Source organism: Candidatus Pelagibacter bacterium nBUS_27 (genome assembly GCF_051200985.1).
In the GTDB taxonomy this organism is placed as follows: domain Bacteria; phylum Pseudomonadota; class Alphaproteobacteria; order Pelagibacterales; family Pelagibacteraceae; genus Pelagibacter.
Genome location: NZ_CP172845.1, coordinates 214,872 through 232,993, shown reverse-complemented (window position 1 = coordinate 232,993; position 18,122 = coordinate 214,872). Strand labels below are relative to the sequence as shown.

General features: G+C 31.9%; 15 protein-coding genes and 1 other RNA gene. 2 read left to right on the top strand and 14 right to left on the bottom strand.

From position 1 onward, the window contains the following. Positions 1-24: 24 nt before the first annotated feature. The 9 genes from ACIJYG_RS01225 to hflK all read right to left on the bottom strand — a co-directional run bounded on the left by ACIJYG_RS01225 (position 25) and on the right by hflK (position 9,571). On the bottom strand, positions 25-1,587 hold the full coding sequence (locus ACIJYG_RS01225) for an ABC transporter substrate-binding protein (RefSeq protein ID WP_435097575.1): 1,563 nt from the start codon (positions 1,585-1,587) through the stop codon (positions 25-27). Between the two features lie 83 nt (positions 1,588-1,670). Further along, the gene (ilvC, locus tag ACIJYG_RS01220) at positions 1,671-2,693 is read right to left on the bottom strand and encodes a ketol-acid reductoisomerase (protein WP_435097572.1); all 1,023 of its coding nucleotides are present in this window, start codon (positions 2,691-2,693) and stop codon (positions 1,671-1,673) included. Positions 2,694-2,712: 19 nt separating this feature from the next. Beyond that, positions 2,713-3,261 (bottom strand): acetolactate synthase small subunit, encoded by a 549-nt coding sequence (gene ilvN / locus ACIJYG_RS01215; RefSeq protein WP_435097569.1) that lies wholly within the window; start codon positions 3,259-3,261, stop codon positions 2,713-2,715. Then, on the bottom strand, positions 3,262-5,028 hold the full coding sequence (locus tag ACIJYG_RS01210) for an acetolactate synthase 3 large subunit (protein ID WP_435097566.1): 1,767 nt from the start codon (positions 5,026-5,028) through the stop codon (positions 3,262-3,264). It lies immediately after the preceding gene. 48 nt (positions 5,029-5,076) lie between these two features. Next, positions 5,077-5,988 carry a tRNA (adenosine(37)-N6)-dimethylallyltransferase MiaA gene (miaA, locus tag ACIJYG_RS01205; protein ID WP_435097563.1) on the bottom strand — a complete coding sequence of 304 codons (912 nt, stop codon included), beginning with the start codon at positions 5,986-5,988 and terminating at the stop codon, positions 5,077-5,079. Between the two features lie 2 nt (positions 5,989-5,990). Beyond that, entirely contained in the window at positions 5,991-7,400 is a 1,410-nt protein-coding gene (locus ACIJYG_RS01200; protein ID WP_435097560.1) for a Do family serine endopeptidase, read from the bottom strand. A gap of 1 nt (position 7,401) precedes the next feature. After that, positions 7,402-7,587: a DUF2065 domain-containing protein gene (locus ACIJYG_RS01195; protein WP_435086416.1), complete on the bottom strand. Its 186-nt coding sequence runs from the start codon at positions 7,585-7,587 to the stop codon at positions 7,402-7,404. A gap of 10 nt (positions 7,588-7,597) precedes the next feature. After that, a complete protein-coding gene (gene hflC / locus ACIJYG_RS01190; protein WP_435097557.1) occupies positions 7,598-8,467 on the bottom strand; it encodes a protease modulator HflC in 870 nt (289 codons plus the stop codon). Then, positions 8,468-9,571 (bottom strand): FtsH protease activity modulator HflK, encoded by a 1,104-nt coding sequence (hflK, locus tag ACIJYG_RS01185; protein ID WP_435097554.1) that lies wholly within the window; start codon positions 9,569-9,571, stop codon positions 8,468-8,470. It abuts the gene before it with no gap. Between the two features lie 51 nt (positions 9,572-9,622). Here hflK and ACIJYG_RS01180 point away from each other — a divergent pair, with 51 nt between their 5' ends. Then, a complete protein-coding gene (locus ACIJYG_RS01180; RefSeq protein WP_435097551.1) occupies positions 9,623-10,447 on the top strand; it encodes an Mrp/NBP35 family ATP-binding protein in 825 nt (274 codons plus the stop codon). Here ACIJYG_RS01180 and thyX read toward each other — a convergent pair. After that, positions 10,428-11,375 carry an FAD-dependent thymidylate synthase gene (gene thyX, locus ACIJYG_RS01175; RefSeq protein WP_435097548.1) on the bottom strand — a complete coding sequence of 316 codons (948 nt, stop codon included), beginning with the start codon at positions 11,373-11,375 and terminating at the stop codon, positions 10,428-10,430. The genes ACIJYG_RS01180 and thyX overlap by 20 nt on opposite strands. Positions 11,376-11,379: 4 nt before the next feature. Here thyX and ssrA point away from each other — a divergent pair. Beyond that, positions 11,380-11,679: a transfer-messenger RNA gene (gene ssrA / locus ACIJYG_RS01170) on the top strand. 17 nt (positions 11,680-11,696) lie between these two features. Here ssrA and ppdK read toward each other — a convergent pair. Genes ppdK through ACIJYG_RS01150 form a run of 4 tightly spaced genes read right to left on the bottom strand, consistent with a single transcriptional unit; the run spans position 11,697 to position 18,098 of the window. Further along, complete coding sequence (ppdK, locus tag ACIJYG_RS01165; protein WP_435097545.1) at positions 11,697-14,354, bottom strand: pyruvate, phosphate dikinase; 2,658 nt, start codon at positions 14,352-14,354, stop codon at positions 11,697-11,699. Then, on the bottom strand, positions 14,354-16,420 hold the full coding sequence (glyS, locus tag ACIJYG_RS01160) for a glycine--tRNA ligase subunit beta (RefSeq protein ID WP_435097543.1): 2,067 nt from the start codon (positions 16,418-16,420) through the stop codon (positions 14,354-14,356). Before glyS ends, ppdK begins: the two co-directional genes overlap by 1 nt. Next, positions 16,421-17,302 (bottom strand): glycine--tRNA ligase subunit alpha, encoded by an 882-nt coding sequence (locus ACIJYG_RS01155; protein WP_435098817.1) that lies wholly within the window; start codon positions 17,300-17,302, stop codon positions 16,421-16,423. It abuts the gene before it with no gap. Further along, on the bottom strand, positions 17,292-18,098 hold the full coding sequence (locus ACIJYG_RS01150) for a S49 family peptidase (RefSeq protein ID WP_435097540.1): 807 nt from the start codon (positions 18,096-18,098) through the stop codon (positions 17,292-17,294). Before ACIJYG_RS01150 ends, ACIJYG_RS01155 begins: the two co-directional genes overlap by 11 nt. Positions 18,099-18,122: the final 24 nt, after the last annotated feature.

Here is an 18,122-nt window from a genome sequence, read left to right as displayed (position 1 = left end):
TATAGAGGACTTGTAATAATTTTTTTAGTTAAAGCTAGCAGTTCTGAATAACGGTTCGTTATTCGGTCTGATAGGTACATTAACTCCACTTTTAGATGCCCAAGAAATTACTTGGTGGTGAAGAGGAAGATAAGAAATATCATCTTTCACAATTTTCCAAGCATTAGCTATTGCAGCATTCCTTTTATCTAAATCAACTTCACCTTCCATAACTCTTATCGCAGCATCTACTTCAGAGTTACTAAAGTTAACTTTGTTCCAGCTAGCACCAGACTCATATAAATAATGAAATACATAGTGGCTATCTAGAGTAGGAACACCCCAACCAAGCATATAGAAATCACCTTGATTATCTTTTAGCTCTTTAAAGTGTTTACTTTTAGTTTGTGCAAATAAATTCACATTAACACCAATTTTACCAAACATACCAACGACAGCAGTACAAATTGCTTCATCATTTACATATCTGTCATTTGGACATCTTAATTCAACATCAAAACCATTTGGATAACCTGCATCTGCTAATAGTTTTTTTGCAGCATCAACATCGTAAGGTAATCTTTTATCAAGATCTGCAGTGTAACCATTTACACCTGGAAAAGTTATTATTCCTGCTGGTTCACTTAAACCTCTCATAACTTTTTTCTTGATCGCTTCGATATCAATTGCTTGGTAAAGAGCTTGTCTTACCTCTTTTTTCTTAAATGGGTTATCACCTGTATTACCAGTTCTTAACTGATCAGCAGCTTGATCCATACCTAAGAAAATTGTACGCATTTGTGCAGTACTTTCAACTTTGTGTGCAGATGAAGATCCAATTCGTGCTAAATCTTGAACTGGTGCATCAGTAACTACATCAATTTCTCCAGATAATAATGCTGCAACTCTTGTTGCTGCATTTTTAATTGGAAGTAATTCAATTTGAGTTACTTTTTTATCAGTCATCTCACCCCACCAGTGTTTATTTCTTTTAAACACAGTTTTAGTGTTAGGCTCTCTTAAAGTGATTTTAAAAGGACCTGTTCCTAATGCATTAGTTGCGGAAAAGGTTTCTTGACCAGCATCCCAGTTTTGAGGAGACATTGCAAAATTCTTTTCAGACCATGCTTTAGACATTATGAAAATATTTGATAATTGATTCAAAAGAATTGGGTTAGGCTTACTTGTTGTAATTTTAACTGAGTAATCACCGATAGCTTCAACTCCTGAGATAGTACTGATATATTCTTTAAAATCAGATGTTCTTTGTTTAGCTCTTAAGACACTAAATACAACATCACTAGATGTCATTGCAGAGCCATCTGAAAATTTTACATCTTCTCTTAATGTAAATATCCATGTGTTGGGATCAGTTGCTTTCCAACTTTTTGCTAACGCAGGACCAATTTTCATATCCAAACCTCTTTGAACAAGCGCTTCATAAACCTGTCTTGAAACTTGAGTGGTTGGACCTTCGTTTTGTGCGTGTGGATCTAGTGTTAAACTATCTCCTTGCATTGACCATTTGATAGTTTTAGCCCATGCTGAAGAAAATCCAAATACTAGAACTACAGATAGTAAAACTCTAATAAAATTTTTTATTTTCATTATTTCCCTCTTTTCCTTAAATTTATTTAAGAAAAGTATAAGTGAAATAACTAAATTATTACAGATAAAATTTTAGATAATAATTAACTTTTATCGCTATCAACCAATTTCTTTTTACCAATCCAAGGCATCATAGCTCTTAGTTCTGCACCAACTTTTTCTACCGAGTGCTCAGCTAATTTTGCTCTAGTTGCAAGGAAGTTCTTTTGACCATTTTTACATTCATCCATCCATTCTTTTGTGAATTTTCCTGATTGGATATCAGTCAAAACTTCTTTCATTCTTTTTTTGGTTTCTTCTTTATTAACTATTCTAGGACCCGAAACATATTCACCATACTCAGCTGTATTAGAAATAGAATAGTTCATGTTTGCAATTCCACCTTCATAAATTAAATCAACAATTAATTTTACTTCATGAACAGTTTCAAAGTAAGCCATCTCAGGCTCATAACCTGCTTCTGTTAGAGTTTCATAACCATTTTTAATCAACTCAACTAAGCCACCACATAGAACTGTTTGCTCTCCAAATAAATCTGTTTCAACTTCGTCCTTAAATGTAGTTTCAATAATTCCAGATCTTCCACCACCAACTGCAGACGCGTATGATAACGCTAGATCTCTAGCTTTGCCTGAGCCATCTTGATGAACAGCAAACAAGCATGGTACTCCGCCACCTTTTTCATATTCGCTTCTAACTAAATGACCAGGACCTTTTGGAGCAACCATAAATACATCTAAATCTTTTCTCGCTTTGATTAAATCATAGTGAACATTTAATCCATGAGCAAATGCAATACTTGTTCCTTCTTTAACTCTTTGTTCAATGTGGTTTTTGTAAATCTCAGCTTGTAATTCATCAGGTGTTAAAATCATCACTACATCCGCCCAAGCAGCTGCATCAGATAAATTCATAACTTTTAAACCTTTAGACTCAGCTTTTGCTACACTTGAAGATCCTTCTCTAAGTGCTACAACTATTTCTTTAACACCACTATCTTTTAAGTTTAAGGCATGAGCGTGTCCTTGACTTCCATAGCCAAAAATTGCAATTTTTTTACCTTTAATTAGATCAACATCTGCATCTTTTTCATAAAACATTTTCATTTTTTTTCTCCTTAATTAATTAGTTAAATATTTCAGCGCCTCTAGTCATTGCAACCGCTCCAGTTCTTGAGACACTTATAAGACCGTGCGATTTTAAATTCTTTGTCATTTTATCTATTTCTCTTCTCAACGCAGTTATTTGAATTACTGCAGACTTATTTGTCTGATCTAATATAACTGGATTAAATTTTTTACAAGCATTTAAAGCCTTTTTAATCTTAGTTGAATTTCCAATTACTTTAAATAACGCCATTTCTTTAAAAATTACATTTTTATCTTCTCTTTTGAAATTACCTACTTTGTGAACTGGAACTAATTTTTTTAATTGTAGAACAATTTGCTCAATTACTTCTGGTGTTCCTGTTGTTACAATTGTAATTCTTGAAAGATTATTTTTTTGGTCAACCTCAGCTACTGCTAGTGACTCGATGTTGTATCCTCTTCCAGAAAAAAGACCAACCACTCTAGATAAGACACTTGCTTCATTATCTACCCAAACTACAATTATATGGGTTTCTAATTTACTAAGTTTGCTTGGTGAGCTATATGCTGATTTTGATTTTACCATTTAAACTAACGCTTTTCCTTTACCTGTAATTTTATTTTCTTCTTGGTCTTTTGGACCTAATAACATTTGATTGTGTGGTTTTCCTGAAGGAATCATTGGAAAACAATTCTCAGCTTGGTCAACATGGCAGTCAAAGATAACTGGCTTATTAACATTGATCATTTCCTCAATTTTTTCATCTAATTCATCTGGATGTTCAGCTCTTATACCAACACATCCATAAGCTTCAGCTAATTTTACAAAATCTGGCAATGCCTCAGAATAACTTTCGGAATAATTTTTTTCATGAAGTAATTCCTGCCACTGTCTTACCATTCCCATATATTGATTATTTAAAATAAATATTTTTATTGGTAAATTATACTGTATTGCAGTCGATATCTCTTGCATGGTCATTAAAATTGAAGCTTCGCCAGCAATATCAACTACTAATTTCTTAGGATTTGCAACTTGAACACCTATTGCAGCAGGTAAACCATAACCCATAGTACCCAAACCTCCAGAAGTCATCCATCTATTAGGTTTATTGAATTTATAGTGTTGTGCAGCCCACATTTGATGTTGACCAACCTCTGTTGTGATAAATGTATCTTGATTTTTAGTTAATTCATAAAGTCTTTGAACAGCATGTTGAGGCTTAATTATTTTGTCACTATTAATAAAGTTTAGAGATTGCTTCGTTCTCCATTTTTGAATTTGCTGCCACCATTTTGAAATTTTTTGTTTATTTGATTTTTCTAAATTTAAATTTTTCTTTTTTAGAGTTTTGGTTGTTGATCTAATAACATCTTTAACATCACCAACAATTGCTAAGTCTACTTTTATAATCTTATTTATTGATGAAGGATCAATATCAATGTGTACTTTTTTTGATTTAGGTGAAAACTCATCAATTTTACCAGTGATACGATCATCAAATCTAGCACCAATATTAATTAATAAATCACAATCATGCATAGCATTATTAGCCTCATAAGTTCCATGCATCCCAAGCATTCCTAAAAATTGATTATCATCCCCTGGATAAGAACCCAATCCTTGTAATGTTGTAGTAATTGGAAAACCAGTTAATGCAACTAGCTCTCTTAAAAGTTCGCTTGCTTTCGGTCCAGAGTTAACAACTCCACCGCCTGTGTAAAAAATTGGTTTTGAAGCTTTGTTCATTAACTCAATTAATTGATCAATGTCTTTTTGCTTAAATCTATTGTTATTTTTAATTTCTATTTTTTTTTCTTTTTTTAATGAAACATATTTAGTTTTTGCAAACTGAATATCTTTTGGAATGTCTACTAGTACAGGTCCAGGTCTTCCAGTCGTTGCAACTTCAAATGCCTCGTGCATTACTCTTTGAAGATCATTAATATTTTTTACTAACCAATTATGTTTTGTACATGGTCTTGTAATTCCAGTTGTATCGCACTCTTGAAATGCATCAGTTCCTATTAAATGAGTAGGTACTTGTCCAGAGATGCAAACTAATGGTACAGAGTCCATGTATGCATCTGTTAATGCAGTAACAACATTTGTTGCACCTGGTCCAGAGGTAACCAAAACAACTCCAGGCTTACCCGAAGATCTTGCATAACCCTCTGCTGCATGACCAGCTCCTTGTTCATGTCTTACTAAAATATGTTTTACTGAAGAATGATTTTTAAGTTCGTCATAAATTGGAAGAACTGCTCCACCAGGGTAACCAAAAATATGACTTACCTTTTGTTCTTCAAGGCACTTAAATACAATTTCTGCTCCACTATATAATTTTGGCATTTCGCAATCTAGCTGAAGTTGTACTGATTGGTCAAGTTATAGAATGAATTATTTAATTTTTTTTAAAAATTTATTTAAGTCCTGAGGGTGCAATTTTAGCCAACTCATCATGTTACCTCGCGCCCAAGTGCTTTGTCTTTTAGCGTATTGTCTGGTCTTTATTGATATTTTTTCAATAACATCAGTCATATTTTTTCTTTCCTCCAGATATTCTTTGATCTCATTGATGCCGATGGCTTTATTGACGCTCTTATCTTTTCTAACTTTCAGTTTAACAAATTTTTTAACTTCTTGAACAGCACCAACCTTAATCATTTTTTCTACTCTTTTGCCAATTCTTAGAACAAGTTCTTCGCGTGGATAATTAATATAGATTTTTAAAAAATCATCTTTATCAAAATATGATTTTGTATTTTGAAACCAATCATGAAGAGATTTTTTGGTAAATTGCTTCACCTCATAAGCTCTGATTGATCTTTGAGCATCAGTTGGATTAATTTTTTCTTTTGAATTTGGATCAAACTTAATAAGTTTTTGATAAAATTTTTTTTGACCTAAATCTTTATGTAAAGCTCTTACTTTGTTTCTAAATCTTATTGGAATATTTGGAATATTTACTAATCCATCTGTTAAAGCTTTAAAATATAATCCTGTTCCTCCAACAAAAATTGGTGTTCTTTTTCTTTTTTTTATTTCATTAATTTTTTTAATTGAAATTTTAAGCCAATCTCCTGTTGAAAAGTTTTTTTTAACACTATGAAAACCATACAGATGGTGTTTTATTTTTTGATAATCTTTGGGATTAGGTCTGGCAGATAAAATTTTTAATTCCTTGTAAACCTGCATACTATCCGCATTAATGATTTCACCATTAATTTTTTTAGCAAGTTTAACTGAAAAAGTAGATTTTCCAGAAGCAGTTGGTCCAGAAATTAAAATAATCTTGGATTTAAAATCCATGATTAATCTAGTTTAACACCAATGTATCTTCTTTGATTTTGATTATTGTATATCGCTAGTAAAATTGTCTTTTGATTAGAATTTAATACATCTTTAACAATTTTTTCTAAGTCTTTTGCATTCTTTACTTTTATTTTTTGTGCTTCAACTATAATACTATTGGCCTCGATTGATTTAAGTAATGGGCTAGTGTTTCCTATTTTGGTAACAACTAATCCTGAAGTTTGATTAGGAAGTTTTCTAGTTTTGATGTCTTCTTTAGTCAACTTTCTGACAGTAATTTTTAAGTCTTCTATTATTATATCTTTGGGTGGTTCAGATTTTTTTTCACTTACTTTAAAATCATCTGATGTCTCCAATCTTCCTAAAAGAATATTCTTAATTAACTCTTTTTTATTTCTCCAAACTTTAACTTTAACGTTTGTTCCAACTTTTGTTTTTGCAACAATTGCTGGTAATTCTTTCATTTGGTTTATTTTAACTCCATTAAACTCTAAAATAATATCTCCAGCTTTAATTCCACCTTTGTCTGATGGGCTGTTTTCTGCAACACTTGCAACTAATGCTCCTCTGGGCTCATCTAGTTTTTCAACATCAGCAATTTCTTGTGTTACATCTTGAATTCTTACACCTAACCAACCTCTTTTAGTCTCACCAAACTCTATCAGTTGATCGATCACAATCTTTGCGCTGTTTGACGGAATTGAAAAACCTATTCCAATTGATCCATTTCTTCCAAGAATTGCCGTATTAATTCCAATTACATTCCCATCCATATCAAACAATGGGCCTCCTGAGTTTCCTGAATTAATTGATGCATCTGTTTGTATGTAATCTTCGTATCTAGATAATCCAATCGATCGATTTCTTGCAGAAATAATTCCCGATGTTACTGTTCCACCTAAACCAAATGGATTTCCAATAGCAATCACCCAATCACCAATTCTTGCTTTATCTGAGTCTCCAAAAGCAACTGGAGTAAATTTGTCACCAGTTTCTAGCTGAAGTACTGCTATATCGGATAAAGGATCAGCACCAATTACTTTTGCCTTATATTCCTCATTGCCATTAACTCTAACTATAATATCTTCTGCATCTTGAATAACGTGATTATTCGTAACCACAATTCCTTTTTCATCAATTATAAATCCAGATCCTAAGGCAGATGATTTTCTTTCTTGTGGTGTACCAAATTCTTTAAACATATCTTCAAATGGTGAACCCGGGGGAAATTGAAATGGAAATGGATTTGTTGTTGTGGTTACAGTTTGAGTAGTTGAAATATTAACTACTGATGGCATCAATCTTTCTGCAAGATCTGCAAAAGATGCTGGCACTGATTTTGAATTAGATTGTATTGAATAACTAAGTGTAAAAATAAGCGTTAAAAATATTAATTTAATTTTTTTCATACTAACCTTTAATATAATAAATAATTACAAATCCTAAAACTGCAAAAATTAGCCCACCTGATCTCAACTGACTATCTTTTACAAATTCTAATTTTCTCAACATACTTTTCATTTTTGATGGAAATATGGCATACAAAATTCCTTCAATAAAAAGAAAAAGACCAAATGCTATGATCAATTCTTTCATATTAGATAGGTTATTCTGATTTAGGTTTTATATTTCCAAAAAACTTAAAAAATTCACTATCAGGAGATAATATTAATGATGTATCTCCACCAATTAGAGCTGTTTCATATGCTTGCATCGCTCTGTAAAATGCAAAAAATTCTGGATCTCTTCCAAAGGCTTCAGCAAAGATCCTATTTCTTTCCCCATCACCTTCCCCTTTCATAATCTCAGAGTCTTTATTAGCATTTGCTAGAATTACTGAAACTTTTTTATCTGCAGTTGAGGTAATAGTAACCGCCATCTCAGCACCTCTTGCTCTAAATTCCTTAGCTTCTCTCTCTCTTTCAGTCTGCATTCTTCTATAAATTGCATCACTGTTTGCTTGAGGAAGGTCTGCTCTTTTAATTCTCACATCAACAATTTTGATACCAAATTTTTTGGCTTCTGTATTTACACCTTCTTGAATTAAAGACATTTGTTTAGATCTGTCTTTAGAAAGTAAGGTTTGTAATTCTTGCTGTCCTAAAACATTTCTAATTCTTGAGTTTATGATTGTTGCCAATCTTGATCTTGCAACTCTTTCATTCCCAACTGAAATATAAAATTTTAAAGGGTCTGTAATTTGAAATCTTGCGAATGCATCAACAATTAATCTTTTTTGGTCTGATGCTATAACCTCTGCTGGTGGTGTATCTAAATTTAAAATCCTGCTGTCTAAAAAAACAACGTTTTGAATAAAAGGTAGTTTAAAGTTTATACCTGGTTCAACAATAATTTTCTTAGGGTCACCAAATTGTAGAACAATTGCTTGATTAACTTCTTTTACTATAAATACTGAAAAGAAAACTAAAGCACCTAATATCGCAGCTATTGGTAGTAATATTTTTTGTGCTTTCATTTAATTGCTCACTTTCGATTTACCTAATTCAGGTAATGGAAGATAAGGAACTACTCCTGATCCTGCATTTTTTTCAATAATAACTTTTTCAATATCTGCTAAAACTTTTTCCATAGTCTCTAAATACATTCTTTCTTGAGTAACTTCTTTAGCCTTTGCATACTCATCATAAATTGAAACAAATCTACTAGCTTCACCTTCGGCTGATGCTACAACTTTTTGCTTGTAAGCTTCTGCTGCTTGTAAAATTTTTGCAGCTTCCCCTCTTGCTCTTGGAATCACATCGTTAGCATAGGCTTCTGCCTCATTTTTAGATCTTTCCATGTCTGCTCTAGCAGCTTGAACATCTCTAAACGCATCAATTACTTGATCCGGTGGATCCGCTTTTTGGGTTTGCACTTGTGTAATTTGAATTCCACTATTGTATTCATCTAAAATTGATTGAATAATTTCTTGAGTTTCTATCTCAATTTTTGCTCTTCCCTCAGTTAAAATCGGCTGAATATCGCTTTTGGCAATTACTTCTCTCATAGCCGTTTCTGCTGCTGCTTTTACAGTTCCTTGAGGGTCTTGAATTTCGAATAAAAATTTACCAGCATCTTTAATTACCCAGAATACTGAAAAGTCAATGTTCACAATATTTTCATCTCCTGTTAACATTAAACTTTCTTGAGGAACATCTGCTACTCCACCTCCCGAAGAAAAACCACTATCTCTCTCAGATCTAAAACCGATATCCATTCTATTTACTTTAGTAACTTTAGGAGTTTCTACTGACTCTACTGGAAAAGGTATGTGATAGTTAAGACCAGGTTGAGTTGTTTTTACGAATTTACCAAATCTTAAAACAACACCCTGTTCATCAGGTAGCACTCTATAAAGTCCACTTGCAAGCCAGACAAAAAGTAAAATAATTAAGATTAAACCAATTGGCTTTCCACCCGATTTACTTCCACCAGGTAAAAATTTATTAATTTTATTTTGAATATCTCTAATGATTGCATCTATATCTGGTGGTGTTGGTCCTTTACCCGAACCATTTCCTCCTCCACCTGGGGGAGATCCCCAAGGGCTTCCGCCTCTGCCTTTAAAATCATCTGACATATGACAAAGTATATAGTGTCTTTATTCTAAAAAACAAGTAATCATGAAAATATGACTGATAAAAAACCAGAACTAAGTGACGCAATGAAAAAGAAGCTGGAGCCTAGGAAATTCACTAAAAATCCCATCTTAGGAACAAAATTTACGATTGCAATTTCAAGTGCAAAGGGAGGAGTTGGAAAATCTACATTCGCAACAAATCTCGCATTAGCTTTAAAACAAGTTGGTTGTAAAGTTGGTTTACTTGATGCTGATATTTATGGCCCATCTATTCCAAAAATGTTTGATATTAATGAAAAGCCAAAAAGTGATGGTCAAAAATTAGAGCCAATAGTTAAATATGATATTCAATGTATGTCCATCGGTTTTTTAGCAGATCAACAAACTCCAATGATTTGGCGTGGTCCTATGGTAACCAGTGCTATTAAAACTTTTACTCAAAAAGTGAATTGGAAAAATTTAGATTTCATTATTGTTGATATGCCTCCAGGAACTGGAGATACTCAGTTAACTTTTTCACAAGAAATTAAGATGGATGGAGCCATAATTGTCTCTACCCCTCAAGAAGTAGCTCTATTAGACGTTAAAAGAGGTATCAAAATGTTTGATAAACTTGGAGTTAAAATTTTAGGGTTAGTCGATAATATGAGTTACTTTACTGGGGATGATGGAAAAAAATATAAAATTTTTGGTGAAGGTGGTGTTAGAAAAACTGCAGAAGAATTTGAAAAAGAGTTTTTAGGAGAGATCCCAATTAATCCTGAAGTTGGAAAAAACGGAGATGAGGGAAAGCCTATAGTTGAAGCTAATCCTGAGCATGAAATTTCAAAAATATATTTAGATTTTGCTAATAAGATTAAATCAACTTATCTTTAAGATCAAAAGCAATCATTAGTTCATTCCATTCTCTTTTTGAAAGTCCTGAACTATCTACATCAACATTTTCACCTTTGATAAGTTTTTGAATAATTGCTTTACCTTTAGCTGAAACTTCAGTTCCACCAACCCTATAATCCATAAATGCATCATAGGTTATTGGAACCCATTTTTTAACAGTATCCAACATAATATCTGCATACACTCTTATTTCATATTGTGCATGACTATCGGCTCTTAATCTTAAAAAATTCATTAAATTTAATAAATCAGTTTTCCAGTACCACTGAGTGTAAGTATTTAAAGTTAAATTCATTCTTGCAAGTTCTCTAGCTAAACCTTTTTTATTTTCATCTATAGTTGAGCCGTCAAATCTTTCATTCAACATGGTTTCATAATTATCATAAGTTCTTTCAGCATCATTTTTTAAAAGTTCCAAAACTTCTTTTGCCTGTTCACCTTCCAGAACGTCTCCCCTACCTTGTCTGTTACTTGTAGATTGGGCTGCTAAATTTTCTGTACTTGGTAAATAAAATTCTTTATCTAAAATAGAATATCTAGCTGAGTATTCATTTACATTTGCTGTTCTGTGTCTAATCCATTGACGAGCAATAAAAATTGGTAACTTAACATGGTATTTAATTTCACACATTTCAAATGGAGTGCTATGCCAATGCCTCATTAAATATTTAATCAGGCCTGCGTCTGTTGAAACCTTTTTGGTTCCTTTACCATAAGAAACTCTAGCTGATTGAACAATTGATGTATCATCACCCATATAATCAATAACTCTTACAAAACCATGATCTAATGCTGTAATTGCTTCGTATAAAATATTTTCAAGTGCAGGAGCTGTGACTCTCTTAGTTTGATTCTGTTGAGACTGTTGTTCTTTAATTTCTTGTGATTGTTCGCTAGTTAATTTCATGATTTTTATTGAATCTCTTGTAATTGCTTTTATATTAATAATGTTGGTTTTCCAACTATGACGATAAACGAATTTCGTAATAACCATTGCGGACGTGGGGGCAGTACCCACCACCTCCACCATTACAACTTATGGGGGTGAACTAGATTCGACGGATGACTAAAGGCTATTCTTTTGTTCGGAATTGTTCCACCGTAACGGGCTAATTTATAATTGCTAACGAAAGTTACGCACTTGCTGCCTAATTAACTTTGTTAATTAAGTAGACGGGGTCCGGGGCACCTGGCAACAGAACGCCCCTAACAATTCTCAAATATTTATTTATTTTTTTAATTCTGCTTGAGCAGCAGCTAATCTTGCAATTGGAACTCTGTAAGGTGAGCAAGAAACATAATTTAGGCCAGCTTTAGAACAAAACTCAATACTTTTAGGATCACCACCATGTTCACCACAAATTCCAAGTTTTAATTTTTTGTTTTGGCTTTTTCCTTTTTCAACAGCGATTTCAACTAAATCAGCAACCCCGTCATCTATGGAAACAAATGGATCAATTGAAAATATTTTATTATCCAAATAATCATTTAAGAATTTTCCACTGTCATCTCTACTAATTCCAAAAGTAGTTTGAGTTAAATCATTAGTACCAAAACTAAAAAACTCAGCATGTTTTGCTATTTCTTTTGCTTTTATCGCAGCCCTTGGAAGCTCAATCATTGTGCCAACCATAAATGCTATTTTAATTTTATGTTCTTTTTGAACTTTGCTAGCAATGTTAATTACTAAATCTTTCATTATTTGAATTTCAGCTTCTGTTGAAACAAGAGGAATCATAATTTCTGGAAAAGCTGATTTAATTTTTTTCTTTTTAAGTTCTACTAACGCTTCAAAAATAGCTCTGCATTGCATCTCATAAATTTCTGGAAATGATATACCAAGTCTACAACCTCTATGACCCAACATTGGATTTTGTTCATGGAGTTCTTCTATTCTAGATTCTACCTCTTTAATTGAAAGACTGACTACATTTGCAACTTCACTAATTTCTTTTTCCGTTCGAGGTAAAAATTCATGTAAAGGAGGATCAAGCAATCTAACTGTAACAGGTAGCCCGCTCATAATTTTGAAAATCTCTACAAAATCTCTTTTTTGATGAGGTAAAAGTTTATCAAGTGCTTTAGCTCTATCTTCTTTAGTTTTAGATAAAATCATTTCGCGAACAGATAAAATTCTTTCTTCATCAAAAAACATATGTTCTGTTCTACAAAGACCAATACCTTCTGCTCCAAAATCTTTTGCTGTTTTTGTATCTTTTGTTGTTTCTGAATTTGTTCTAATATTTAATTTTCTAAAACTATCAGCCCATGACATTAATTTTGAAAAATCACCAGAAATTTCTGGTTTTACAGTTGCAACACTTCCTGAAATAATTCGACCTGTAGAACCATCTATAGTTATAACTTCACCTTCCTTAATTTCCATTGATGAAGTTTTAAATGATTTACTCTCATAATTTATATCAATTTCACTTGAGCCAGAAACACATGGTCTACCCATTCCTCTAGCAACAACTGCAGCATGACTTGTCATTCCTCCTCTTGCAGTTAAAATACCTTTGGCAGCGTGCATTCCCTGAATATCTTCTGGAGACGTTTCCACTCTAACTAAAATTGTATCTTGCATCATCCCCGTTAATCTTTCGGCTTCTTCTGAAGTAAAAACTACCTTTCCACTTGCAGCACCAGGAGATGCTGGCAAACCATTTGCAATAACATTGATTGAACTTTTTTCATCTAAAGTGGGATGAAGTAAAGTGTCTAAAGAATTAGGATCAATTCTTAAAACAGCTTCTTTTTTTGAAATTAATTTTTCTTTAACCATATCAACAGCAATCTTTACAGCTGACTTAGCTGTTCTTTTTCCAGATCTTGTTTGAAGCATCCATAGTTTTTTATTTTCAACTGTAAATTCGACGTCTTGCATGTCTTTATAATGTTTTTCTAATTTTTTTAAGATTTTATAAAGTTGATTATAAACACGAGGCATCACCTCTTCCATTGATGGAGCTTTTACTTTTGCTTGTTGTCTTGCTTTTTTGGTAATGTATTGAGGGGTTCTTGTGCCGGCCACCACATCCTCACCCTGTGCATTAATTAAATATTCACCATATATTTCATTTAAACCATCTGATGGATTTCTTGTAAATACTACACCTGTTGCACAATCTTCGCCCATGTTACCAAAAACCATTGATTGAACATTTACTGCTGTTCCCCATTCAGCTGAGATTTGATTTAATTTTCTATAAACTTTAGCTCTATTACTTTCCCAAGATAAAAATACGGCACTGATTGCTCCCAATAATTGTTCATATACATCTTGCGGAAAATCTTTCTTAGCTTTTTCCTTAACAGTTCTTTTGAAATCTACTATTAATCCATCCCAATCATTTTCGTCTAAGTCAGTGTCTAAAAGTACTCCTTTAGTAAGCTTATAATTTTCAATTAATTCTTCAAAATGATAACCTTCGACTCCCATCACTACGTTACCATACATTTGAATAAATCTTCTATAACTGTCTTTAGCAAATCTTCCATTAGAAGTTTTTGTAGACAATGCATTTACCGTTTTATCATTTAAGCCAAGGTTTAAAATTGTATCCATCATACCAGGCATCGACACTCTAGCTCCTGATCTTACAGAAAGAAGTAAAGGATTCTTCAAATCACCAAATTTTTTACCGACATCTTTTTCAATTACTTTTAATTCTTTTTTAATTTGTGATACTAAATTTTTATTCAATTTTTTTTTATCTCTATAAAAAAGTTCACATACTTTAGTTGAAATCGTAAACCCTGGAGGAACTGGAAGACCCATTCTTCCCATTTCAGATAAATTAGCACCTTTACCCCCTAAAAAATTTTTAGGGTTTTTTATCTTTTTGCTATCCTTAGATTTAAAATTTAAAATTAGTTTTTTCATTAATGGGAATCTATTAGAGAAAAATTAACATAATAATCGAACGTTTTACATAACATTTGAATTAGTTCCAGTCTGTTTTTCTTAATCGCAGGGTCTTCCTCATTTACGATTACATTGTCAAAGAAATCAAAAACTACTTTTTTAGACTCTGCTAAATTAGCAAGCGATTGCTCAAAATTCTCGTCTTTATTGATGCTTTGAAAATATTTTCTTAATTCATTAATTTTTTTAAACAAATTTTTTTCAAGTTCTGTTTTAAAAATACCAGGATCAGTTGTATTTGATAGGTCAAGTTTATCATCTTTCAATTCATTATGTAGTATGCTTGATGCTCTTTTATAGCTTGAAATAAGATCAATTCCATTTGGTTTATCAATAATTTTATTTAAAGTTTTAGCTTTACCAAAAATAACTACGGATTGATCTAAACTACCCAAGCTTGTTGAAGCTTGAATAATATCGTGACGAATTTTCTCATCTTTCATATAAAATTTCAATCGATCCATAAAAAAATCAACTAACTCATTTTGCATAGACTTATTTTCAAATTCAAAACCTTGGTCCATATATAAACTGGATGAATAACTAATTAAGTCTCTTATTTTAAAATCTTTTTTATTCTCAACTATTGTTTTAATTACTCCTAAAGCCAATCTTCTTAGGGCAAATGGATCTTTAGAGCTTGTCGGTTTTTGATTTATTCCAAAAAAACCAACTAACGTATCTATTTTATCGGCTAACGATAGTGCAATACTGTAAGGTTTTTTTGGTATTTTTGAATTTAATCCCGCTGGTAAATATTGTTCACTAATAGCTTTACAAATATCTTTATCAAAGCCCTGTGCTTCTGCAAAATAACCTCCCATAATTCCTTGAAGTTCTGGAAACTCTCCAACAAGTTCAGAAACCAAATCTACTTTGCAAATAGATGCAGATAATTCAACCATATCTTTACTGATCAATAATTCATCTGAAAGCATCCCCCCAAGTTTTCTCATTCTTTGAACTTTGTCAAAATATGTTCCAAGACCTTTAAAATAATTCATAGATTTTAGTCTTGAAACTCTTTTAACTAAATTTTGTGATTTATCTTTTTGCCAAAAAAACTCAGCATCACTTAACCTGGCCTCTACAACTCTTTCATTTCCTAATTTTATAAAACCTTTTGAGTCTTTTTTATTTGTTACAACTAAAAATTCATTGGTGATATTTCCCTTCTTATCAAAAGTTGGAAAATATTTTTGATGATATTGCATTGTTATAATCAAAATTTCTTTTGGAATATTAAGAAATTTTCTATCAAATTCACACAATATAACATTTGGTTGATCTGTTAGATCTACAACTTCATCAAGTAGTTTTGGGTTGCTTTCAATCTTTATATTTTTTTTATTTGAAATCTCATTCAATTTTTTTTCTATTAAATCTTTTCTTTGTTTGTGATTAATAATAATATTCAATTTTTTAAAAAAATTGCTGTATTCCTTAAAATCAATAAATGTTTTTTTATTTTCTTCGTATTCTTTATCGATAAAAGTTGAGTTTGATGAAGTTAGGTGATGGAAATTAAAAGTTAATTTTTTTTTATCAAATAATGCCAGTATTGATTTTAGTGGTCTACCCCAATTTAACTCAAAATCACCCCATCTCATTGATTTTTTCCATTGGATTTTTTGTAATACTAGTGGCGCAAACTCTTCTAACAAATCTTGGGTGTCAAGTTTTTTAGATTTTGTTTTAAAAAAATAAAACTCCCCTTTTTCTGTTACTTTTTTTAATAGATCTTTTTTAGAGATATTATTTGACCTTACAAAACCTTCCAGTGCAATTTCTGGTGCTGTTATATTTGGTCCTTTTATTTCTTCAGACTTTAAAACTACTTGTTTTTGTACGTTTTCAAATACAATTATCAATCTATTTGGAGTAGAGTATGAAGAGCTTTTTTTGAAAGAAATAAATTTCTCAGTAAATAGTTTATTAAAACTATTTAACAATTCTTGTCTTAAATTCTGCTGAAGAGACGAGGGTATTTCCTCACTAAATAATTCTAAAAAAAATTCTGACATCTAGCTTTGACTATTTAGCCAAATACCTGCAGCTGCTTTAGTTATGTCTCGAATTCTACCTATGTATCCAGCTCTTTGAGCCACACTTATTGCTCCTCTAGCATCCAAGATATTAAATACATGACTTGCTTTCAAACATTGATCGTATGCTGGCAATGATAATTTTTTTTCTACAAGAGATTTTGCTTCTAACTCGTGCATATCAAACATTTTAAATAAATTTTCTATATTTGCGTGTTCGAAGTTATATGCAGAAAATTCTTTTTCAGCTTGGTGAAAGACATCATGATACTTTACACCGTCATCATTCCAGATTAGATCATAAACATTTTTCTGTTGCTGTGTAAACATACATATTCTCTCTAATCCATATGTAATTTCAACTGAAACTGGTTTACATTCAAATCCTGCCATTTGTTGAAAGTATGTAAATTGTGTTATCTCCATACCATCACACCAAACTTCCCAACCTAAACCAGCGGCTCCTAGTGTTGGACTTTCCCAATCGTCTTCAACAAATCTAATATCATGCTCATTATGATCAATTCCAATAACTGATAAACTATTAAGATATAGTTTCTTTATATTATCTGGAGAAGGTTTTATTAAAACTTGAAACTGATAATAATGTTGTAGTCTATTAGGATTATCACCATACCTTCCATCAGTTGGTCTTCTTGATGGCTGAACATAAGCAGTTTTCCAAGGTTTTGGTCCAAGCGATCTAAGTGTAGTAGCAGGATGAAATGTGCCAGCACCAACCTCCATATCGTATGGTTGTAAAACAATGCATCCTTTTTTGCTCCAAAATTTTTGAAGATTAAGAATTGTATCTTGAAATGATTGAAATTTGTTTTGTGGTTTTTTTATTTTAGAAACCATATCTTTGCCAAATTGACCTTTCATCTAAGATGTTAGCAAATTGATCTACTTGATTACTTGAAGAAGATAATTTTTGACTCAACCATCCTTTAGATTTTTCAAATTTTTTAATTACAACGTCATCACCAAATTTATCTTTTAAAATTTTATGAGCATCTCCTATTCCATCTATCAATCCTAGATCTTTTGCCTTACTACCGGACCAAAATTCTCCTGAAAAAAGTTCAATCTCAGACTTGTTAAGCTTAGATCCTCTACTTTTCTCCACTACATCAATAAAATCTTTATGCAAATCTAATTGGATTTTTTTTAATCTCTCAATGTCTTCATTTTTTTCTTCAAGAAAAGGATCTAATGTACTTTTGTTTTTTCCTGCTGTGTGAACTCTTCTTTCTACACCAATTTTTTTTATCAACTCTGTAAATCCAAATGAAGAATAGATCACCCCAATGGATCCAATGATTGAGCTTGAGTTTGCATAAATTTCATCTCCGGCACATGAAATAAGATATCCTCCGGATGCAGCTACATCTTCAGCAAATACGATAACTTTTTTTTTATTTTTTTTGGCTTCTTCTCTAATGAAGCTATAAATTAAGTGTGATTGTACTGGTGACCCTCCGGGTGAGTTTATAGTAATAGCTACACAAGTAGCTTTTTTAAGGGAAAAAGCTTTTTTTATGATCTCTTCTTGACCAGCAAAATCAATCCCTTGTTTAAATTTTCCTGCATTTCCAATAACACCACTAAGTTTTATGTGGGCTACAGTCTTTTTCTTTTTAAAAAAAGAGAACATTTTTATTCCTTATAGAATTATTAA